Genomic DNA, 17,764 nt, shown 5'->3' with positions numbered 1-17,764 from the left:
GCCCTCTTAGAGGTAGTTCAAAAAGTCCGCTGTACTGAACCAGACTTTTTGAACACACACTTTATTTCAACATAGTTTTTCTATTTTCTTCCTTATGATGGCATGTTTATTGTAATCACCCCTGCTTGCCATTGTCTATGGGGTCCCGTGACCTCCACATATCAATTCTGGTGACTTTCATCCGCTCCAATTTCAAGAGTAACACGCTTCATGTTGTAATAAATTCTCCAGTTGTAAAATAAATCCTTCATTTATAGCTCAGAAGCTTCTCCCTAAAAATAAATGCTGCGGCAAGCCCCGGACTCCATGAACGCCCGATCTTGACATGCATACGATATATCACTCCTCGGGTTAGTCACCAGGATGTAGGAGGCCTGTTCGATGAATATTCAACTCACTGCGTTACACTATGTCTATCTGGCATTTATCGTCTTGATCATCGCCGTAATGATCCGGCGCAGGGACACCACGATCATCTGTGTTGCGGGTATTATGACCATTGGACTTCTGGCAACCGAAACCTTAAGCGGGTCAGTTGCTGGGATCTTCAGCAGTTTTATCTATGCAACAAAAGAATTGTTAAGTACGATCTTCATCATCTCGATTATTGTGGCAATGAGCCGTGTTCTTATCAGAACAGGCATTAATGAGGTCATGGTAACACCCGTCACCCGTTTTATCCGTTCTCCTCAGGTCGCGTATTGGGGTATCGGATTGATCATGATGGTAGTATCACTATTTTTCTGGCCATCCCCAGCCGTAGCACTCGTCGGTGCAGTACTGCTTCCTGTAGCCGTGCGTGTAGGTCTTCCTCCGATTGGAGCTGCTATTGCCATGAACCTGTTCGGACATGGGATTGCACTGTCGGGGGATTACATTATTCAGGGGGCTCCCAAACTTACAGCTGATGCGGCGGGTATACCGGTTACTTCCGTCATGACGGCCAGCATACCTCTGGTCATTGTCATGGGAACGGTATCTACACTTACAGCCTTCTGGATGCTGCGCAAAGAGATGAAATCAGGCTCACCTGCTCATTCCCCAAACGTTATATCAGGTACCATGAGCACGAAACCTTCTTCCTCATCAGAGGCTGTGCCTACTTCTCAACCTGGCAATTTGCCTGTTGAACGTCAAGCCATGTCACTCCGTTTGCAAAAAGCATTCGCTCTGCTTATCCCTCTGTTATTCGCAGTTGATGTGATTCTGATGTTTGTATTGAAGTTGCAAGGCGGCGACGCAACAGCTCTGATTGGCGGAACCGCTGTGGTTATATTGATCGCTGTTACCCTTGCCGCACATCGTCATGCCGGCCCAGAGGAAACGACCAATTATTTAATAGAAGGATTTCAGTTTGGTTTCAAGGTGTTTGGACCGGTTATTCCCATAGCCGCATTTTTTTATCTGGGAGATGCTGCGATTACGGAGTTGTTCATCAACCCTCTTCCTGAAGGTTCACACGGGATCGTGAATGATCTTGGGGTCGCACTTGCTGGGCTGGTGCCATTGAATGATACGGTGGGCGCCATTACAATGACGGTGACCGGAGCAGTGACCGGAATGGATGGTTCGGGGTTCTCGGGGATATCCCTGGTTGGCTCGATTGCGTCCATGTTTGCAGGTTCGGCAGATTCCGCACCTGTACTGACAGCATTAGGTCAGGTTGCAGCCATATGGGTAGGTGGCGGAACCTTGATTCCATGGGCATTGATTCCTGCTGCTGCAATCTGCGGAGTCAATCCTTTTGAACTTGCAAGACGCAACCTGAAGCCTGTACTGCTGGGGCTTACGGTAACAACAGTTGTAGCCATCTTTCTAATCTGACCAAAAGTTATGCTAAACCGTTTAAAAAGACGTGCGTAAACGCGCCCAGTTCCAGAGATCTTCACGTTTCATCTCTGCCAGATGCAGCATGTCCACATATGGATCTCCCTGTAGTCCAAGTACAGAAGCAAATGCAGGCTCCGTCTTCCACCCTGCCTGTTTCAGTCTGCGGATCTCACGGTGTCCCGCGTCTCCCCACAGTTGCAACAATCTCCACTCTACGATCATATGTAAGTATGCATTCTGCCTGTAAACTGGCACGGATTGGGCAAAAATCTCCACAGGCCAATGTCCCACTTGCAAATTACAAGTCACATAAGGACGTTGGTCTGGAAGATCCCCACCACGTACACATTGAAACTCAGCAACGGCTCCAATTCGATTGTGTATCTCGGCTTCAAACAAGTCCAGATCCTCTGCATAACACAGCAGATCCAGATCACTTCCAGGTATATCAATATCAATCGGCACCGTTCCTGCTGGATATGGGTGATAGTCAGCTAATATATCGAGCAATCCACTGCTCTGCAACACATGATAGGCGTCCTGCTGACGTGCATTACCCGAAGCCAGATGTGCCATTACTTCTGCGGTAGTACTCATCTCCCCGCCTTGGGCCACAGTTAGTTCGAGCCTCCTGTAATGACCTGTTTCACACGTCCCACTTGACCGCTCGTCAGTCGTACTTTGATTCCGTGTGGATGCGTAGGTGACTTGGTTAACAGATCCTTCACAATGCCACGTGTCAGCTTACCTGTAGCTTGGTCCTGCTTCAGCACTATGTCCACTTCCAGACCTGGTTTAATATTTACACGTTGTTGTCCATTCATTATGTTCTCTCTCCTCTATGTCGTGATTCATACCGTGTATACTATATACCCTTAAAAACAAAGCTCCATCTATTGTAGACGTTTTGGTTTCAAAACAAAAGGGACACGGCAATAACCTCCTAAAGGCTGATTCCATGGTTGATATGAAAACCAAGATAAAGAAACCGCAGGTCTCTTCATCTGAGACCTACGGTTTCTATTTGGATTGGCCATGTTCAGGGCTGCACATGCTTCAGAATAGACGAAGGCGAAGTTCCATCCTTCGCAGCTTCGCGTGCCTTCACAGCAAGCAGCTCAGACACCGTCACGAATTGATATCCCTGCTGCTGTAACTTCGGCAAGATTGTTTTGAGCGCAGCTACCGTATGGGACTTGCCTTCCACTTTATCGTGGAAGAGTACAATATCCCCATTACGCGCGTTATTCAGTACTTTTTTAACAATGGCCGATACACCTGGAGAAGCCCAGTCCCGTGTATCCTGATGCCAAGACCAGAGTACAATGGTATACCCTTTTTGTTTGGCAGCCTGGATGACCATGTCATTGTAATAGCCGCCCGGTGGCCTGAACAACAGGGGACGCTCCGCACCTGCTTGAATGATGGAACTTTCTGCTTCGTTCATATCCTTCATGTACTTGTCCGCATTAGTTGATCGAACTGCATACGTGTGCGCATACGTATGGTTGGCGATTTCATGCCCTTCGAGCTGTTCCTGCTTAATCAGTTCAGGAAATTTATCTGCCCATTTGCCAAGTACAAAAAAAGTTCCTTTAGCATGATACTGCTGTAACAAAGCCAGGATCTGCGGAGTCTGAATTGGATCTGGTCCATCATCAAAGGTAAGGGCGATGAGTTTATCCTGTGTGGGAACTTCCCACACAATCTCTCCTCGTTCCTCATAATACTGACGGTTCTTCTGTACAGGCTTTGCATAGGCAGAACTGCTACCCAGCAAAATAATTAGCGTGAACATTCCGATGACTCGGGCTGCCTTCAGGTTCATGTGGTGTCCTCACTTTGTCTTCATACGTAAACTCCCTGTTAGCATTTCCCGATTCACCCGAACTCATTAACGAAAGATCTGATCCACGACTGCAATTTCCTCAGCAGTTAATTCCACATTTAAAGTTTGCAGATTGTTAATGACCTGCTCCGGTCGCTTGGCACCCGGAATCAATGCATCAATGGAAGGCTGAGTCAGGTACCAGGCCAGAACCAGATGAGCAACCTCAACATCCTTGGATTGTGCTATGCTGCGCAGTTGCTCAACTTTATCCAGATTTTCAATGAAAGCTTCACCTGTGAACAGCGGGTTCTTCGCCCGTCCATCCTGAAAAGTTGTATTGCGATTATATTTACCGCCCAGCAGTCCCGCAGCCAGTGGGAAGTAGGGCACAAAAGAAATGTCATGCTCAGCCGTATACGGCAACAGCTCTTTCTCGGCATCTCTTTTGAACAGATTATATTCAGATTGCAGTACGTCTACATGCCCGTCTTTGTTGGCTTCAAGCAACTGATCGATGGAGAAGTTGGATACACCAATGGCACGAATTTTGCCAGCGTCTTTCAATTGTTTTAACGTATCTACCGCTTCATCCTTAGGCGTATGTTCATCCGGAAAGTGGATGTAGAACAGATCAATGTAATCGGTTTGCAGACGTTTCAACGCCTCATCCACGGATGTTTTCAGAAAAGCAGGTGAGTTATCCATGACAATCTTGCCATCCACTAATTTATGAGCTGCCTTGGTTGCAATGATGGTATTCTGACGCTGACCGGTTTCCTTCAATACTTCACCGATCAGTCGTTCGGAATGCTCAGGTCCATAGATGTATGCCGTATCCACAAAGTTAATGCCTTGTTTCAAAGCTGTACGAACCACTTCCTTACCCGTCTCATCATTCAGCATGTCCGGATAGATATTATGTCCGCCTACTGCATTCGCACCCAATCCAATGGGATTTACGATCAGATCCGTCTTGCCCAACCGAATTTGTTGTTCTGCCATGTCTCATCTCTCCTTCACTGATCGAATAAGTACAATTTAGTTGTGACGTCTTTCTTGTCCATATTATATCAAACCGCTTAGCATATATAAAATATCGGATTTATCGGATTAGGTATTTTTCAGCGCAGTTGCTTCCACGTCGTTAATAAACCGGCGTAATTTGGCAGCTACATCACGTGTGATTTCGCCGTTCTCATACAGTTGCTGAACCGTATTGCGCTGTTCCTGAATAGCTACCATCTGCAACTCCAATTTCTCCTGATTAAACGGATCTTCCGTTTTACCCTGGTTCCAGGTGCGCAATTTGGCAATTACTCGCTCATACTTGGCAATGACCGACAGTGCGACGACTCGATTCCCATCATTCATATGGGCACGAATAGCCTTAATGGCTGCTTCAGAGGTGCGCAGCTTCACCTGACGGAACAGTTCTGCATTTTCAAGCATGAATGGTTGATTCGGCTTCTGGGACCGGTTGGTGAACAGATGTCCTAACACACGACCGATCTCGCTGATCGAGGTCATGAACTGAGTGTTTGTGCGATTCGCCAGCATCATTTCCTTGCGATCCAGCCAGCTGTCACATTTGAAGGCCGCATCAGAAGCAATTGCATTTTCGTCTAACATTACTTCAACTTCTTTACGCTCCGCCCGGGTGGCAATCAGGTTAATAGCCGTTTCTTGTTTCTGAATATCTTTGCGTTTACCGGCGGTAAGCTGACCTGCGGCCTGCCTGATGTATTTGGATAGATCTGAGACGACCGCGAGAGCCGCAGCTTTGTTCTCATCGTTCATTTCGGATTTGACAGCTCGTATTGCCGCATTCAGCATAATGTCATGCGCTTTTCGTTCTGACTTCTGCGGGGTTTCTTCTGTGGATTTCCCATCGTCCTTGGCCAGAACTGGAAGAAACACACTCGCCGCAATCAGAGAGAAGAGGATAACCCCTGCCGCCAGAAAAATAATCAAATCCCGTTCAGGGAAAGGTGATCCATCCTGAAGCACATATGGAATGGAGAACGCACCCGCCAATGTTACAGCCCCCCGCACCCCAGAGAGGGAAATGATCGTTATATCCTTGAATCTGGGCCTGCCAATTGAGGATTTGGTACGAAGCAATTCATTCCCTTGCCAGAAGAGATAGATCCAGAGAAAGCGCAGAACCAGCAGTAGCACCGAAATCAAGCCCACATATCCCAACACCTGCAGATTATTAAACGATACATTTTCAAAAATGGTACTCAACACATCCGGGACCTGTACACCCAGAATAACAAACACCAGACCATTTAGTATAAATAAAATGACTGACCAAGTGCTCGCAGATACCACCTGCATTTTCAACTGAACCGATTCAGCGCGGTCACGCTCAATGGCGTGGATAATACCGCCTGCCACTACCGCAAGAATACCTGATACCCCAATTTCTTCACTCACCAGATAGATGATAAATGGCGTCAGGATTTGCAGCAGCATGTGAATGGTCACATCTTCCATGCCCAATCTACGGATCCATACCCCGAGCCTGATTAACAGAAAAGATAACAATGCCCCGACAAGAAGTCCGCCAATCGCAATCAGAATAAAACTGAAGGTTGCATTCGCCAGGGAAAATACACCTGTAACTGTGGCTGCAATTGCGAATTTGAAGGCCACGAGGCCAGATGCATCATTCATTAATGCTTCACCTTCAAGAAGCCTATGTATGCCTTTGGGCAAATGTACCCGGCCCGCCATGGCGCCAACGGCCACAGCATCTGTCGGGGACAGTATGGCTGCAAGAGCAAAAGCAGCAGGTAACGGAATCGAAGGAATCAGCCAGTGAATGGCATATCCCGCCACGACCACCGTCACGAATACCAGTCCCAGCGCAAGCAGAAGTATAGGTGCACGCAGATTCCATAATTCATTCCTTGGTGTTCGCTTACCGTCGTTGTATAACAAAGGTGCGATGAACAGCACAAAGAACAATTCCGGATTCAACGGCAGGTGAACACCTGCGGGAAGCAAAGCTATAGCTACACCAAGCACGATTTGAATGAGCGGAATGGGAATAAAGGGTACAAACCGGTTTAAAATATTGGATAAACCGATCAGGACCAGTAGCACAAGTACGGCTATAAATATTTCCATGATGACAATCCCTTTCCGCTATAGAAGTGGTGAAACCTTTGTTGTATAGGTTTATTTTAACATAATCCAACCTTTGTTATAAAAATGTTGTCATATTCATATACCCATTCAACTGGGCTCAGACCAGTCTGAATGAAAGATTTCTGATGGATTCTGTATATAAGATGTTACAATATGCTAAGGACAATACCCGTTTGGAAAGGAACTTGCATCTATGGCATTTGGAATTAAACGACAGGAGCTTGCTGCGTGGAAGGAACAAGTGGCTCGTGGTGAGATTGCGTACCTCACTCATTTCTGGATTGACAACCGATTCCCTGGTATCACCAGTGTCACCAAAGTTGGCTGTGCAGATCTGGAACGTCTCGAGCGTTGGTGCAATGATCATGGGCTGAACCCGCGATACATTCATCGGCGGCAGCCATTTCCCCACTTTGACCTGATGGGCAGCAAACAAAAAGAAGTTTTGATCCAGGAAGGCTTTACGGATCATGTGGTTCGCTTTCATTTGTAACCAACTCAAAAACGCCAGTCTTCAAGGTTCATCCCCCCGCAATTAGGGACGAAATCATGAGGACTGACGTATTCAAGGATCAAGTCATATATGGACTACCGGTGGATCTGCTCAAACGACTTCATGTTCTCCAGCAGTTTCAGTTCAATTTTCTTCAGCATGCCAAACATCTGCTGTTGCTCCTCTTCGGAAAGTGCTTGCAACAATTCCCACGTCATTCGGCCGCGATTCACATTAAGTGTCTTGGCAAGCTGCACGCCTTCATCCGTTAAGGACAGCCACACAATTCTCCGATCTTCTTCACTGCGCACCCGCTGGATCAACCCTTCCGTCTCCAGTTGATTCAGTACAATGGTGGTTGCGCCGGAAGACAAACTGAGTTGTCTGGCCACATCAACCGCCATGCAGCGTTTTTCACGTAAAATCATGCCCAATATATGACTTTTTGTCGGATTCAGTTTACAGTTGGTTTCGTTCTTCTGCTGCTGATCCAATACTTTGTTTTTATATCTGAAGAAGGCCTCCAACAATTGATCTACATTTGCCAATTGAGAGTTTCGCTCCGTATCCGGGCTCATAAACGTTCCTCCGCCTTTCATCATAACCTACCTTATATTGTAACATATTTACACTATGATGTTTGTGAAAAATGCGCTTGTATCCGGCACCCTATCGTTGACTGCATGACTCTTGTTTTATTTAGGGTTTCACCTATTGCATTATGGCAACGGGTTTGTTTATAATAACCTATATCTTTAAAGTTACTTTTAGTTACTTAATGATTTTAATAAATCTGTTGTTATAAAGTAAATAAAGCGTCACCATTATAATGCAAGGGACTTATGCACATGAATCAGAATACACAATCTCAACTCAAAACAGATGTTTGCATCGTCGGCGCTGGACCTGGCGGTGCTTTGCTTTCTTATTTACTGAATCAAAAAGGAATTTCCACGATGCTCATTGAGCGGCAGCCCCATCTGCACAAGTCGTTTCGCGGGGAGTTGCTCAATGTGGACGGCGAAGCCATTTTAAATAAACACGACCTCTATTCCCTCATTCAGCAACGCGGAGCGCTGCTCTTGGAGCAGATTCAGTATTGGGAAAATGGGCAGATTATTCATACGGTATCACCGGGCAATGGAGAATCTCATGTTGGTATTCATGTACCCCAAGATCATCTCCTGGAAGCCATCGTGTCACACGCTCAGCAGCACAGTTCATATGAACAAGTACTGTTCAATACGATTATGACCGGTTTGTTACGAGACAAGAACGGCCAGGTCGTGGGTATTAACATTCGGAAGAACGGCGTTCCTGCCTCCATTGAAGCATCTGTTATTGTGGGTGCTGATGGCAGATACTCTGCTGTACGCAAACATTCCGGTATGACCCCGGAGATTCGCAAGCACGGGTATGATCTGCTCTGGGCGCGCATTCCGGCACCCGTAGGCTGGGAACCCGCTGTTCGAATGGCCAGCATGGATGGTCAACAGCTCGCCCTGTTCTCACAGTTCGGCGGTTATGTTCAGATTGGATGGAACATTCCCGAGGGGGCTTACTCCAAGCTGCGAGAGCAGCCGATTGCTCCTTTTGTAGATAAACTTGTATCTGCTTTTCCTTGCCTGTCTGATTCAGTAGCAGCCAACATCCAGAGCTGGAGTGATTTTGTTCTGTTATCTGTTGAAAGCAGCTATTGCAAGTCGTGGGCACAGGACAATGTTGTACTCATCGGTGATGCCGCTCATACCATGACACCAACCGGTGCGTTTGGACTTAATGCTGCGCTCGAAGATGCGGATGTGCTCTCCGAATTACTTGTCCAAATGGCTGCAGATCAATTCCGTTCCACTGTACAACTTCAGGAACTTCAGACGATTCGCGGTGCAAAGGTACAGCAGCAACTTGCTCGGCAAGTGGAGATGGAATCCTCTTTCCAACAGCGTTATGAATCCTTTCTCTAAACCCAGTTAATACAGATAAAATGCCTATATGCCCAAACAGCCGATCACTTCATCATAGAGAAGAATCGGCTGTTTGGCTTGTTGGTTTATCTTTTTTATGTAATTCCGTATCCTTCTTTATTTTCGTTTGCGTGGAGCAAACGTATCTTCTCTGGGTGCTTCTTGTACAGTATCAACGTCCTTCGGATAGGATGAGATGTTATCTTTTTCATATACTGCTTTCTCTAGATTGCTTAAGCGGCGCAATACTTGTTTGCTTTTACGAACGATATATACAATACCAATAATCAGCAGGATCAACATCAGAATGAATATGACCATTTCGGGATAAAAGACAAATGACATGAATCCACCTCCTTTTGAAAACGATTTCTTTCTATCATTCTAACCTTAATGATCCAAGATGTGAACCCGATTGGAAGTATCACTTGTGGACTAAGGACAAAACTACCTTGACACGACGATATGATCTCACCTGCTGCAAAGGTAAAAAAGGTGGCATCCCTGTTCAGGATTACCACCTTGAACCTCGAATAAGATTCGAAGTCTATTCTTATTATTTTATCCTTCTCTGCCGTTCATGGCACTCACTCGAAGTTCCTTCAGAGGCAGAGACGACTGCTCTGGATGACGAAGCCTTACTGTTCGACTCTCACCAGGGAGCAGATCGAAATAATTGTCACTGAACCGGACACGCCCAAGGGGAAGCTCCAGCTTCACCAATCGTGCAATCGCTCCACTGGCCGTAACCGTTACAGACTGCTCCTCTTCGTTCACATGTACGCTCAATTGCGACTCTGGCAACGTCACCTCCTTGGGATCACGCAAGAAGTATCGATTGCTCGGTGCCGCAAACCCTTCAGATACCAACTCAACCATTACTTCCTCCGCACGTCTGCCCTGTAACACCTCTACTTCAGTTAATTCAGCAATACACCGTGAGGATTGGGATGTTACCTCAACAGCATGTGAGCTGGAGTAGATCTTCTCTCCATTCAATGCATAGACATTGAGTCGAAGCTCCCCCTTCAAGACGTCACGTGTATCGTTCACAACCCACAACGCAAGCGGCTCCCCCGGCTCATGCTCCAGTGACAACAGGACAGGATGAAAGAATATTTTCCCGTAATAAAAGGATGCCTTCGGCAGCAGTTCATAATCAATCATGGACCAGCTTGTTCCTGGCCAACTGTCATTCAATTGCCACACAAGCGCACCGCTGTTACGGTGATTAATACGTCGGAAATGTTCAATTCCATAGCGCAATCCTTCCGCTTGAGTCAGCATGGAATAGTTCATGTATTCTTCTATATTTTGCGGAATGCCTGTGTAACCCTCCATCAGCAGCATGCCTTTCTGATGATTGGTATCCTTGTTACGATAGGCCATCTCCGGACTACCCCAGTAAAACTGCCCTGTGGGCATATTGTTCTCCAGCGTGTAACGATTGGCCGAAGCATGCATACCAAATTCACTGCTGAACAACGCATGATCGTTTTTGTAATTTTTGAACGTTACACCTTCAATGCTGTAGTCCAGCAGCGGCGGCTCTCCCTGCCTCCTTGGATAGACCGAACCATGCCATACCTGCCAGTTGTGACGATCCCCCACATCCGGGTCATTCGCATCCTGACCGTTGCTGTCTCCGAACGGCGAAGAAGGCCAGTACGGACGAGACAGATCCAAGCGCTCCAGCACTTCAGGGATCAGCTCATGATAGATAAGTTCACCGTAGAACGGGCTGGTAATATCTCCACTTGCAGACTTCATATCATAGAGCCAATCTATTTCATTATTCCCACACCAGAGGGCAAGCGAGGCACGGTTACGCAGGCGCAGGACATTGTTTTCTACCTCATGCCGTACATTATCCATGAAATCACGATTGAAATCCGGGAACAGTGCATTCGCGAATGCAAAATCCTGCCACACCAACACCCCTTGCCGATCACACTCATCGTAGAAGACATCCTTCTCATATATACCACCAGCCCAGACACGCAGCATGTTCATATGACCTTCCACCGACAGCTCCACAAGCTCACGATACCGGGAGTTTGGGATGGCTCCAATCAGATGATCAGCCGGAATCCAGTTGGCACCCTTGGCATATACTTTGACTCCGTTCAGAATAAAAGTAAATGCATCTTCACCCTGTTCATTGTGAAGAGCCAGCTCTATCGTTCGTAACCCATAAGGCTCGTTATAACGATCCACCTCAATGCCATCTGCGTATAATGTAACCTCCAGGGTATACAGATACGGCTCACCCAGATCATGAGTCCACCATAACTGCGGTGACGTAACGTTTAATGTGGTATCTGCCTTACCACCTTCTAGAGGTAGTTCAGTGGCACATGCCACTTCGTGTCCGCTCCGATCCAACAGACGAATATTACAGGTCGCAACCACAGCCTGCTCACGTTTCTGTCTGCTACGGTAAGACAAGACCGACTTCACATCCGCCGTGACGCGTAATACAGCAAGCTCTGAACTGACTGATTCCGTAAGAGCATACACACTTTTCAGCTTGGCGATTGTTCGTTTTTCCAGCCGTACAGCACCCCAGATCCCCACCGTAACCATACGTGGACCCCAGTCCCAGCCAAAGTTCATCGCTGCTTTGCGCAACCATGGTCGTTCCTTCGTATACGAGGACCAGTCAAAGGTTTCTTTGTCCCGGTGATGCAGGTGAAGCGGATCAAACTTGACAGCAATCGCATTCCAGCCGCTGCGTACCAGAGACGTTACAATAAACGTATGTGACATAAGCATATTGGCCGTTTTCCCAACTTCATGGCCATTGACATATACCGTTGCAAACGTATCCAATCCTTCGAACACCAATTCAAAGTGCTCCTCGGTCTCTGCATCTTTTACCAGATTGAAGGTTGTGCGGTACCACCATTCCTTTTGCTCAATCCAGCGACTTTTAGCATCATTATGTCCGTAATAGGGCGGATCAATGATACTGCGTTCAACCAGTGCAGCGTGTACATCGCCAGGCACTTCAGCCCCAATCCAGAAACGGTCATCCAGTGCAGCAGCTGCCACATCCATTGCGCGCTTCTCTCCAACTTCAAAATACTGTATCTTCCATTGTCCCGATAAATCCTGACTTGAACTATGGGTCTTCATCCGTATGCCCTCACTCTCCAATATCTCTGAGTAATACCATATCGAAAACGTTTGCAGAAAAGCAAGACATGTTTCCCAATCTGCTCATTTCTAACTTCCCGAAGGCTTAAACGACATTGCCTCCTCGCGATATTCACTCGGGGTTTTGCCGGTATGTTTTTTGAACAGCCTGCTAAAATATTTCACGTCCTCGTAACCGCTGATGGCAGCGACTTCACTGACCTTCGCTGGAGACACCGCGAGCATATCCATCGCTCTTCGTATACGCATATCGGTGACAAAATCTCCGAAGGTCACACCCATTTCTTTTTTAAACAGTTCACTGAGGTGACCCGGATGCAAATGAACATGTCCAGCTACCTGCTGCAGATTAATATCCTGCGCCAATGAAGATTCAATATAACCGATAGCCCTCTGCACATGGGCAGCCTGTCCCTGACCCATTCGGCTATGATAGACATGCATCAGACCATACAGATGATGGAACAGCATATCCCCGAGCTCCGCAGCTTCAGAATCCGGTTCCGGCAACCAGGGCTCAAGCCTTGCGGGTTCTTCATGCCCTGTGGCTCGCATTGTGCGAGTCAGCCAGCGATGACCTGCAATGACGGCTGAGTGCAAACAAGCACTGAACGATTCTGGTGTGACCTCCGGTTCCGTAACAAGATTAGCCACAAGTTCCCGCGTCCATTTCGTTAACGTGACTGAATCATTATCCAGCAATATTGTACCAAGTCTGGTCTCCTCTTCGTGCGTAAGTACAGTTTTACCGCCTTTGCGATCCTGAACGTGCTCATAATGCCATACTTTGTAATTCATCAAACCCCGATATCGGAATGCAGCTGAAGCAGTTCTGTAGCTTTCGTGCAGATCCGCATATCCACGCACAGGCAGACCTACGGCTGCGCGCAGGGTGCACTTCAATAATTGCTCCACCCGACGTAATGCACTCTCCAGCCTGAACGTAGTTTCATGTTCCACAGGCGGCCATGAAACTACACAAATAATTTGCTGTTTCTCTACATGAGCAATGGCACCAGGTAACATATCCTCCAGGGTATTCTGCACCGCAAATCGTAATAGCGCATCCGAGGATCGATCCCAACCCTCTGCTCGAAGAATAATGACTTGTCTGAGAATCTGTTCATCATCAAGGCCACCAATCCCTGCCTCTTTTCCAGCATCAGATCGCAAGAATGAAGGAAAATAGCCCGAAGCGGTGTCACCATCAATGATCCATCCAGCAAATAACCGCTCCCGATTCTCCCGCATAAGCTGGCCCTCTCTGGACTTCTCTGCCCAATGTTCCGTGATTCGCTGTTTGGCCTGTAATACGGTCTTGATGATCTCTTCCGGCTTGCTTGTTTTGAGCAGATAATCTGTGACTCCTTGGCGAATCGCCTGTTGCGCATAAGAAAAGTCATCGTATCCAGACAAAATAATGACCTCCAGCTCAGGTAGCAATTGCAGGCCCTCTTCTGCCAGTTCTAGTCCCGATCTGCCTGTCATCCGAATATCCGTCATCAGGATATGTGGACGTTCCTCAGCCATGCGTGTTAACGCCTCCTCTGCCGAGGCAGCAGGTTGAAGAAGTTCAATTCCGAGGTCATGCCAAGCGATAACGCTGGCAAGCCCTGTACGGATAATCACTTCATCATCAACAATTAATAGTCTCATGGCGAACCCTCCAAGATTGGAATGGAAAACGAAATCCGGGTACCTCCCCCAACCCTGCTGTCTACTTCAAGCTGTGCATCCGCTCCATAATGGAGCAGCAGCCTCTCATTCACATTGCAAAGCCCATAACCGCCTTGGTTTAGCTGTTTTTCCGGCTGTGTTCCCTTCCATTCCCTAATGCTTATCCTTAATTGCTCCAGTCTGTCCGACTCCATGCCGACACCATCATCCAGCACCAGCACATTCATCCGTTCATTATCCGGGTCCTTGCGAACCATTATGGTGATGGTGCCCACGCCTGCCTTGGGCTGAATGCCATGAATCATGGCGTTCTCAACAAGCGGTTGCAGCAATAGCTTCAGCATCATTCGCTTCTCAAGCGCTGGATCTACGATATAATGCAAAACAAATTGATCAGGGAAACGAATCGACTGCACACGCACATAATGGCGAATATGAGCAATCTCCTGTTCCACAGGGCAGTAATCCTGACCATTATTCAAGCTGATACGTAGAAAATCACTCAGGCCCTCAACCATATCCGCGATCCGCTTCTCTTCAGACATCAAGGCAATCCAATGAATTGAAGAGAGTGTGTTATACAGAAAGTGCGGGTTAATCTGCGCCTGAAGCACCCGAAGATCCGCTTCTTTTTTGCGAGCCTCACCTCGAATAACCTCTTCCTTCAATAACTGAATATGTGCACCGAGCAGATTGTAACTCTCCCCAAGCCTGCCAATCTCGTCATCACTTTCAGATCGAAACAAAGGAAGCGGGCGTTCCGGATCAATTCGGGACAGATGTCTGGTGAGTACACGAAGCGGCCTCGTCACACGCCGCACCGTAAACCAGACCAAGCCAGCACTGATCACAGCAGACATGGCAACGGCGCAGCCAGTTAGAATAAGAATGTACCGATTCTCCGACTTGTACTGGTCATAAGGAACCGTTCCAACCAACGTCCACCCCGTCAATTCTTCCGGATAATAGAGCAGCGTCCGTTTATCGTCACCACTGCCATATGTGGTGGTTCCGCTACCGCCATCCTGAATCAACGTTGTAATCCCTGGTTCGACACCTTCCAGCTTAAGCCCAAGCCGGGATTTGTCCATCGAAGACAGAATCTCTCCAGAACTGCCGATAAGTTCCAGTCTGCCCTGCCCTCTGCCTAACCCCAGAGCGACCCATCCCTTGGATATGGCCTTCTCATCCAGACTAATGGCTAACCAGCCGATGGGTCGATAATCATGGATACTGCGAATCGGCCGAACCAATGTGATCACATTTTGAATACCCGCGTAATTCTGCACCGGGTATACCCCTGTCCATTGTTTGACTGCTTCACCGCTTGGAACAGAAGGATACGATAGGTTGGATTCATTGGATTCATACCAGGTAGCGGTTGACAATGTAGCATCAAAACGTCCCGGATATATGGCGATGTTGGCGATATATTTCTTGGAAGCCGCCAGATTGGTCATTCTGCCCAGAATATCCACCCGATCCAGCTCATGATCTTCATTGTGGCTAAGATACTGCTGGATGTCCCGTTCTCCAATCAGGAAAATGGAGAGATTCTCGGCATCCTGCAACATATAACGAAGATTTGCTTCTACCTGTTTCAGCGTATCCATGCCGGACAGCTTTGTTTTTTGCTCTGTGATGCGGGAAGAGATCAGAAAGGCGAACAGGCCCAAGGCCAGCAAAGGCACAATCATTGAAGCCGTCACAACGACGGATAGCTTCCTTTGTAATGAAGATGTGAGCCAGCGTGCCAAACGTTTCTCCTCCTCTGGATGCGCTTTCGCTTACCCTTTGACAGCTCCTGCGGTCATGCCTTTCATAACCTGTTCCTGGAATATAAGATACAGAATAATGGTTGGAATGACCGACAGGGTCATGGCAGCAAGCGTTAATCCGTAATCCGTCTGATATCCATCCGCAAAGTTCGCAATGGCCAGCGGTAACGTTTTCAATCCGGTTTTGTTGATGAACACAAGCGCAAATGAAAAGTCATTCCACGCATGCAGGAAACTTAGGATCGTAACCGTGGACAACGCAGGGACGGACATCGGCAGCATAATTCGGGTAAACAGCCCCCACAGGCCTGTTCCATCAATAAAAGCCGCCTCTTCAATGTCACGTGGAACACTTGTCAGATAAGCCGTAAGCACAAAAATTGCCGTAGGCAGTGCAAAAGCCGTATAAGGTAAGATTAAGGCCCAGTACGTATTTAACAAGGACATCTGTTTCATTAGAATAAATAAGGGGACAAGTGTACTATGGATCGGAATGAGCATGCCAACAACAAAAAAGGTCATGATTAACCCTTTCCAGCGAAACTGGAAACGAGCCAGGATGAATGAAGCCAGCGCTGCAATAAACAGCGTCAGAATAAGTGACCCCACCGATACGATTAGTGAATTGCCAAAAGCGGTCCCCAGCCTGGAGCTTTCCCATGCATTGCTGAAATTGGCAACATTCCAGTTTTCCGGCAGTCCAAAGGGACGGCTATAGAAATCTTCATTTGTTTTGAATGCACTAATCACGAGCCAGTAGAACGGATACAATGTTAAAATACCATAGACCGTTAGCAGCGTCCAAACAATTCCGCTACGTAGGCGACGAATCGGATGGCCCGAGCTGCTTCGTGGTGATGGCATGGATACAGGTGTCACGCGCATGATAGCCCCTCCTCTCTATTGATTCTCTTTTCGTTTGCGACTGGTTAACCACTGGCTTGTTCCGATCAGCAGTAACGAGATCAGTACGATGGTTGTGGAGATCGCACTACCAAAACCATATCGGTATGTTGTAAAGGTTGAATTGTACATATACGTTGCAAGCAGTTCCGTCGCATGTGCTGGACCACCCTTGGTCATGATGTAGACCAGATCGAATGATTTCAGACTACCCGAAATACATAGAATGATCGCAACCTGAACCGTACCCCAGATCATGGGCAATGAGACCGATACCAGCTTCCGGATTCCTGAAGCACCGTCTATTTTGGCAGCATCATGAATCTCGCCGGGAATATTTTGCAGTGCCGAGATGAAGATAATCAGATACAACCCAACAAAGCTCCAGAGCAGCGGTGGTACCAATGAGAAAATGGCAATCTTGTCATCGGAAAGCCATTGCAGCTTCCAACTTTCCAGCCCCAGTGCATCCAATAGAAAGTTCAATATCCCGATCTGTGGATGATAAATATACTGCCAGATCATTCCGATAACGACAGTGGATAACACCATCGGCAGAAATACGGCTGAGCGCAGAAACCGCTGTAATGGATTGCTTTTGTGTAAGATGACCGCCAACATCAGCGCTAACGGAATTTGTCCAAATACCGATGCCAACACAAAAATAACGTTATTTTTCAGTGCCCGCCAAAACACAGGATCATGCCAGATCTCCACGTAATTATCCATACCAATGTATTTCGATGCGCCGATGCCGGACCAGTTGAAGAAACCGTAGTATGCCGACCACACGACCGGTACAAATACAAACAATGCATAAATGATGACTGCCGGGGCCAGCCCCAGCATAATAAAACGCCGACTTCGCAGTGCGTTCATCTGTTCACTTCCCCTCCTTGAATGGATACCTTTCTCAACTTGCAACTGACTATCTCGTCCAGACTCAAAACCCCTCCCCTGCCGGGAAGGGGTT

General features: G+C 47.4%; 15 protein-coding genes. 3 read left to right on the top strand and 12 right to left on the bottom strand.

Going from position 1 to position 17,764, the window contains the following annotated elements:
• Nucleotides 1-381 precede the first annotated feature (381 nt).
• Nucleotides 382-1,824, top strand: a complete 1,443-nt coding sequence (locus MKZ13_RS10770) for a hypothetical protein (RefSeq protein ID WP_339183912.1) — start codon at nt 382-384, stop codon at nt 1,822-1,824.
• A gap of 21 nt (nt 1,825-1,845) precedes the next feature.
• Here the strand turns inward: MKZ13_RS10770 and MKZ13_RS10765 are convergent, their stop codons facing one another.
• The 5 genes from MKZ13_RS10765 to MKZ13_RS10745 form a co-directional block, all read right to left on the bottom strand.
• Nucleotides 1,846-2,427, bottom strand: a complete 582-nt coding sequence (locus MKZ13_RS10765; RefSeq protein ID WP_339183909.1) for a DUF4269 domain-containing protein — start codon at nt 2,425-2,427, stop codon at nt 1,846-1,848.
• A gap of 20 nt (nt 2,428-2,447) precedes the next feature.
• Nucleotides 2,448-2,654, bottom strand: a complete 207-nt coding sequence (locus MKZ13_RS10760; protein ID WP_026081155.1) for a YwbE family protein — start codon at nt 2,652-2,654, stop codon at nt 2,448-2,450.
• A gap of 215 nt (nt 2,655-2,869) precedes the next feature.
• Nucleotides 2,870-3,658 carry a polysaccharide deacetylase family protein gene (locus MKZ13_RS10755; protein ID WP_339183906.1) on the bottom strand — a complete coding sequence of 263 codons (789 nt, stop codon included), beginning with the start codon at nt 3,656-3,658 and terminating at the stop codon, nt 2,870-2,872.
• Nucleotides 3,659-3,724: 66 nt separating this feature from the next.
• Nucleotides 3,725-4,663 (bottom strand): aldo/keto reductase, encoded by a 939-nt coding sequence (locus MKZ13_RS10750; RefSeq protein WP_339183904.1) that lies wholly within the window; start codon nt 4,661-4,663, stop codon nt 3,725-3,727.
• Between the two features lie 108 nt (nt 4,664-4,771).
• Complete coding sequence (locus tag MKZ13_RS10745; RefSeq protein WP_339183902.1) at nt 4,772-6,796, bottom strand: Na+/H+ antiporter; 2,025 nt, start codon at nt 6,794-6,796, stop codon at nt 4,772-4,774.
• 214 nt (nt 6,797-7,010) lie between these two features.
• On the opposite strand from MKZ13_RS10745, the gene MKZ13_RS10740 reads away from it, so the two are divergent.
• The gene (locus MKZ13_RS10740; protein ID WP_221823430.1) at nt 7,011-7,310 is read left to right on the top strand and encodes a hypothetical protein; all 300 of its coding nucleotides are present in this window, start codon (nt 7,011-7,013) and stop codon (nt 7,308-7,310) included.
• Nucleotides 7,311-7,405: 95 nt separating this feature from the next.
• On the opposite strand, the gene MKZ13_RS10735 is transcribed toward MKZ13_RS10740, so the two are convergent.
• On the bottom strand, nt 7,406-7,888 hold the full coding sequence (locus MKZ13_RS10735) for a MarR family transcriptional regulator (RefSeq protein ID WP_339183897.1): 483 nt from the start codon (nt 7,886-7,888) through the stop codon (nt 7,406-7,408).
• A gap of 270 nt (nt 7,889-8,158) precedes the next feature.
• Between MKZ13_RS10735 and MKZ13_RS10730 the strand changes: the two genes are divergently transcribed.
• The gene (locus MKZ13_RS10730) at nt 8,159-9,274 is read left to right on the top strand and encodes an FAD-dependent monooxygenase (RefSeq protein ID WP_339183896.1); all 1,116 of its coding nucleotides are present in this window, start codon (nt 8,159-8,161) and stop codon (nt 9,272-9,274) included.
• Between the two features lie 117 nt (nt 9,275-9,391).
• Here the strand turns inward: MKZ13_RS10730 and MKZ13_RS10725 are convergent, their stop codons facing one another.
• The 6 genes from MKZ13_RS10725 to MKZ13_RS10700 form a co-directional block, all read right to left on the bottom strand.
• The gene (locus MKZ13_RS10725) at nt 9,392-9,619 is read right to left on the bottom strand and encodes a hypothetical protein (protein ID WP_047842410.1); all 228 of its coding nucleotides are present in this window, start codon (nt 9,617-9,619) and stop codon (nt 9,392-9,394) included.
• A gap of 216 nt (nt 9,620-9,835) precedes the next feature.
• Complete coding sequence (locus MKZ13_RS10720) at nt 9,836-12,412, bottom strand: glycoside hydrolase family 2 protein (RefSeq protein ID WP_339183893.1); 2,577 nt, start codon at nt 12,410-12,412, stop codon at nt 9,836-9,838.
• 90 nt (nt 12,413-12,502) lie between these two features.
• Nucleotides 12,503-14,089: a helix-turn-helix domain-containing protein gene (locus MKZ13_RS10715; protein ID WP_339183890.1), complete on the bottom strand. Its 1,587-nt coding sequence runs from the start codon at nt 14,087-14,089 to the stop codon at nt 12,503-12,505.
• Complete coding sequence (locus MKZ13_RS10710; RefSeq protein WP_339183888.1) at nt 14,086-15,867, bottom strand: sensor histidine kinase; 1,782 nt, start codon at nt 15,865-15,867, stop codon at nt 14,086-14,088. Before MKZ13_RS10710 ends, MKZ13_RS10715 begins: the two co-directional genes overlap by 4 nt.
• A gap of 30 nt (nt 15,868-15,897) precedes the next feature.
• Nucleotides 15,898-16,752: a carbohydrate ABC transporter permease gene (locus tag MKZ13_RS10705; RefSeq protein WP_164783106.1), complete on the bottom strand. Its 855-nt coding sequence runs from the start codon at nt 16,750-16,752 to the stop codon at nt 15,898-15,900.
• A 36-nt stretch (nt 16,753-16,788) separates the two neighbouring features.
• On the bottom strand, nt 16,789-17,670 hold the full coding sequence (locus tag MKZ13_RS10700) for a sugar ABC transporter permease (RefSeq protein ID WP_221823414.1): 882 nt from the start codon (nt 17,668-17,670) through the stop codon (nt 16,789-16,791).
• Nucleotides 17,671-17,764 lie beyond the last annotated feature (94 nt).

This window comes from Paenibacillus sp. FSL R5-0701 (assembly GCF_037973995.1).
Lineage (GTDB): Bacteria > Bacillota > Bacilli > Paenibacillales > Paenibacillaceae > Paenibacillus.
This window is presented reverse-complemented; position numbering and strand designations above follow the sequence as displayed.

Coding starts and splice junctions, on each gene's coding strand:
- MKZ13_RS10770 (WP_339183912.1), top strand. CDS start 382: ATGAATATTCAACTCACTGCGTTACACTATGTCTATCTGGCATTTATC.
- MKZ13_RS10765 (WP_339183909.1), bottom strand. CDS start 2,427: ATGAGTACTACCGCAGAAGTAATGGCACATCTGGCTTCGGGTAATGCA.
- MKZ13_RS10760 (WP_026081155.1), bottom strand. CDS start 2,654: ATGAATGGACAACAACGTGTAAATATTAAACCAGGTCTGGAAGTGGAC.
- MKZ13_RS10755 (WP_339183906.1), bottom strand. CDS start 3,658: ATGAACCTGAAGGCAGCCCGAGTCATCGGAATGTTCACGCTAATTATT.
- MKZ13_RS10750 (WP_339183904.1), bottom strand. CDS start 4,663: ATGGCAGAACAACAAATTCGGTTGGGCAAGACGGATCTGATCGTAAAT.
- MKZ13_RS10745 (WP_339183902.1), bottom strand. CDS start 6,796: ATGGAAATATTTATAGCCGTACTTGTGCTACTGGTCCTGATCGGTTTA.
- MKZ13_RS10740 (WP_221823430.1), top strand. CDS start 7,011: ATGGCATTTGGAATTAAACGACAGGAGCTTGCTGCGTGGAAGGAACAA.
- MKZ13_RS10735 (WP_339183897.1), bottom strand. CDS start 7,888: ATGAGCCCGGATACGGAGCGAAACTCTCAATTGGCAAATGTAGATCAA.
- MKZ13_RS10730 (WP_339183896.1), top strand. CDS start 8,159: ATGAATCAGAATACACAATCTCAACTCAAAACAGATGTTTGCATCGTC.
- MKZ13_RS10725 (WP_047842410.1), bottom strand. CDS start 9,619: ATGTCATTTGTCTTTTATCCCGAAATGGTCATATTCATTCTGATGTTG.
- MKZ13_RS10720 (WP_339183893.1), bottom strand. CDS start 12,412: ATGAAGACCCATAGTTCAAGTCAGGATTTATCGGGACAATGGAAGATA.
- MKZ13_RS10715 (WP_339183890.1), bottom strand. CDS start 14,089: ATGAGACTATTAATTGTTGATGATGAAGTGATTATCCGTACAGGGCTT.
- MKZ13_RS10705 (WP_164783106.1), bottom strand. CDS start 16,752: ATGCCATCACCACGAAGCAGCTCGGGCCATCCGATTCGTCGCCTACGT.
- MKZ13_RS10700 (WP_221823414.1), bottom strand. CDS start 17,670: ATGAACGCACTGCGAAGTCGGCGTTTTATTATGCTGGGGCTGGCCCCG.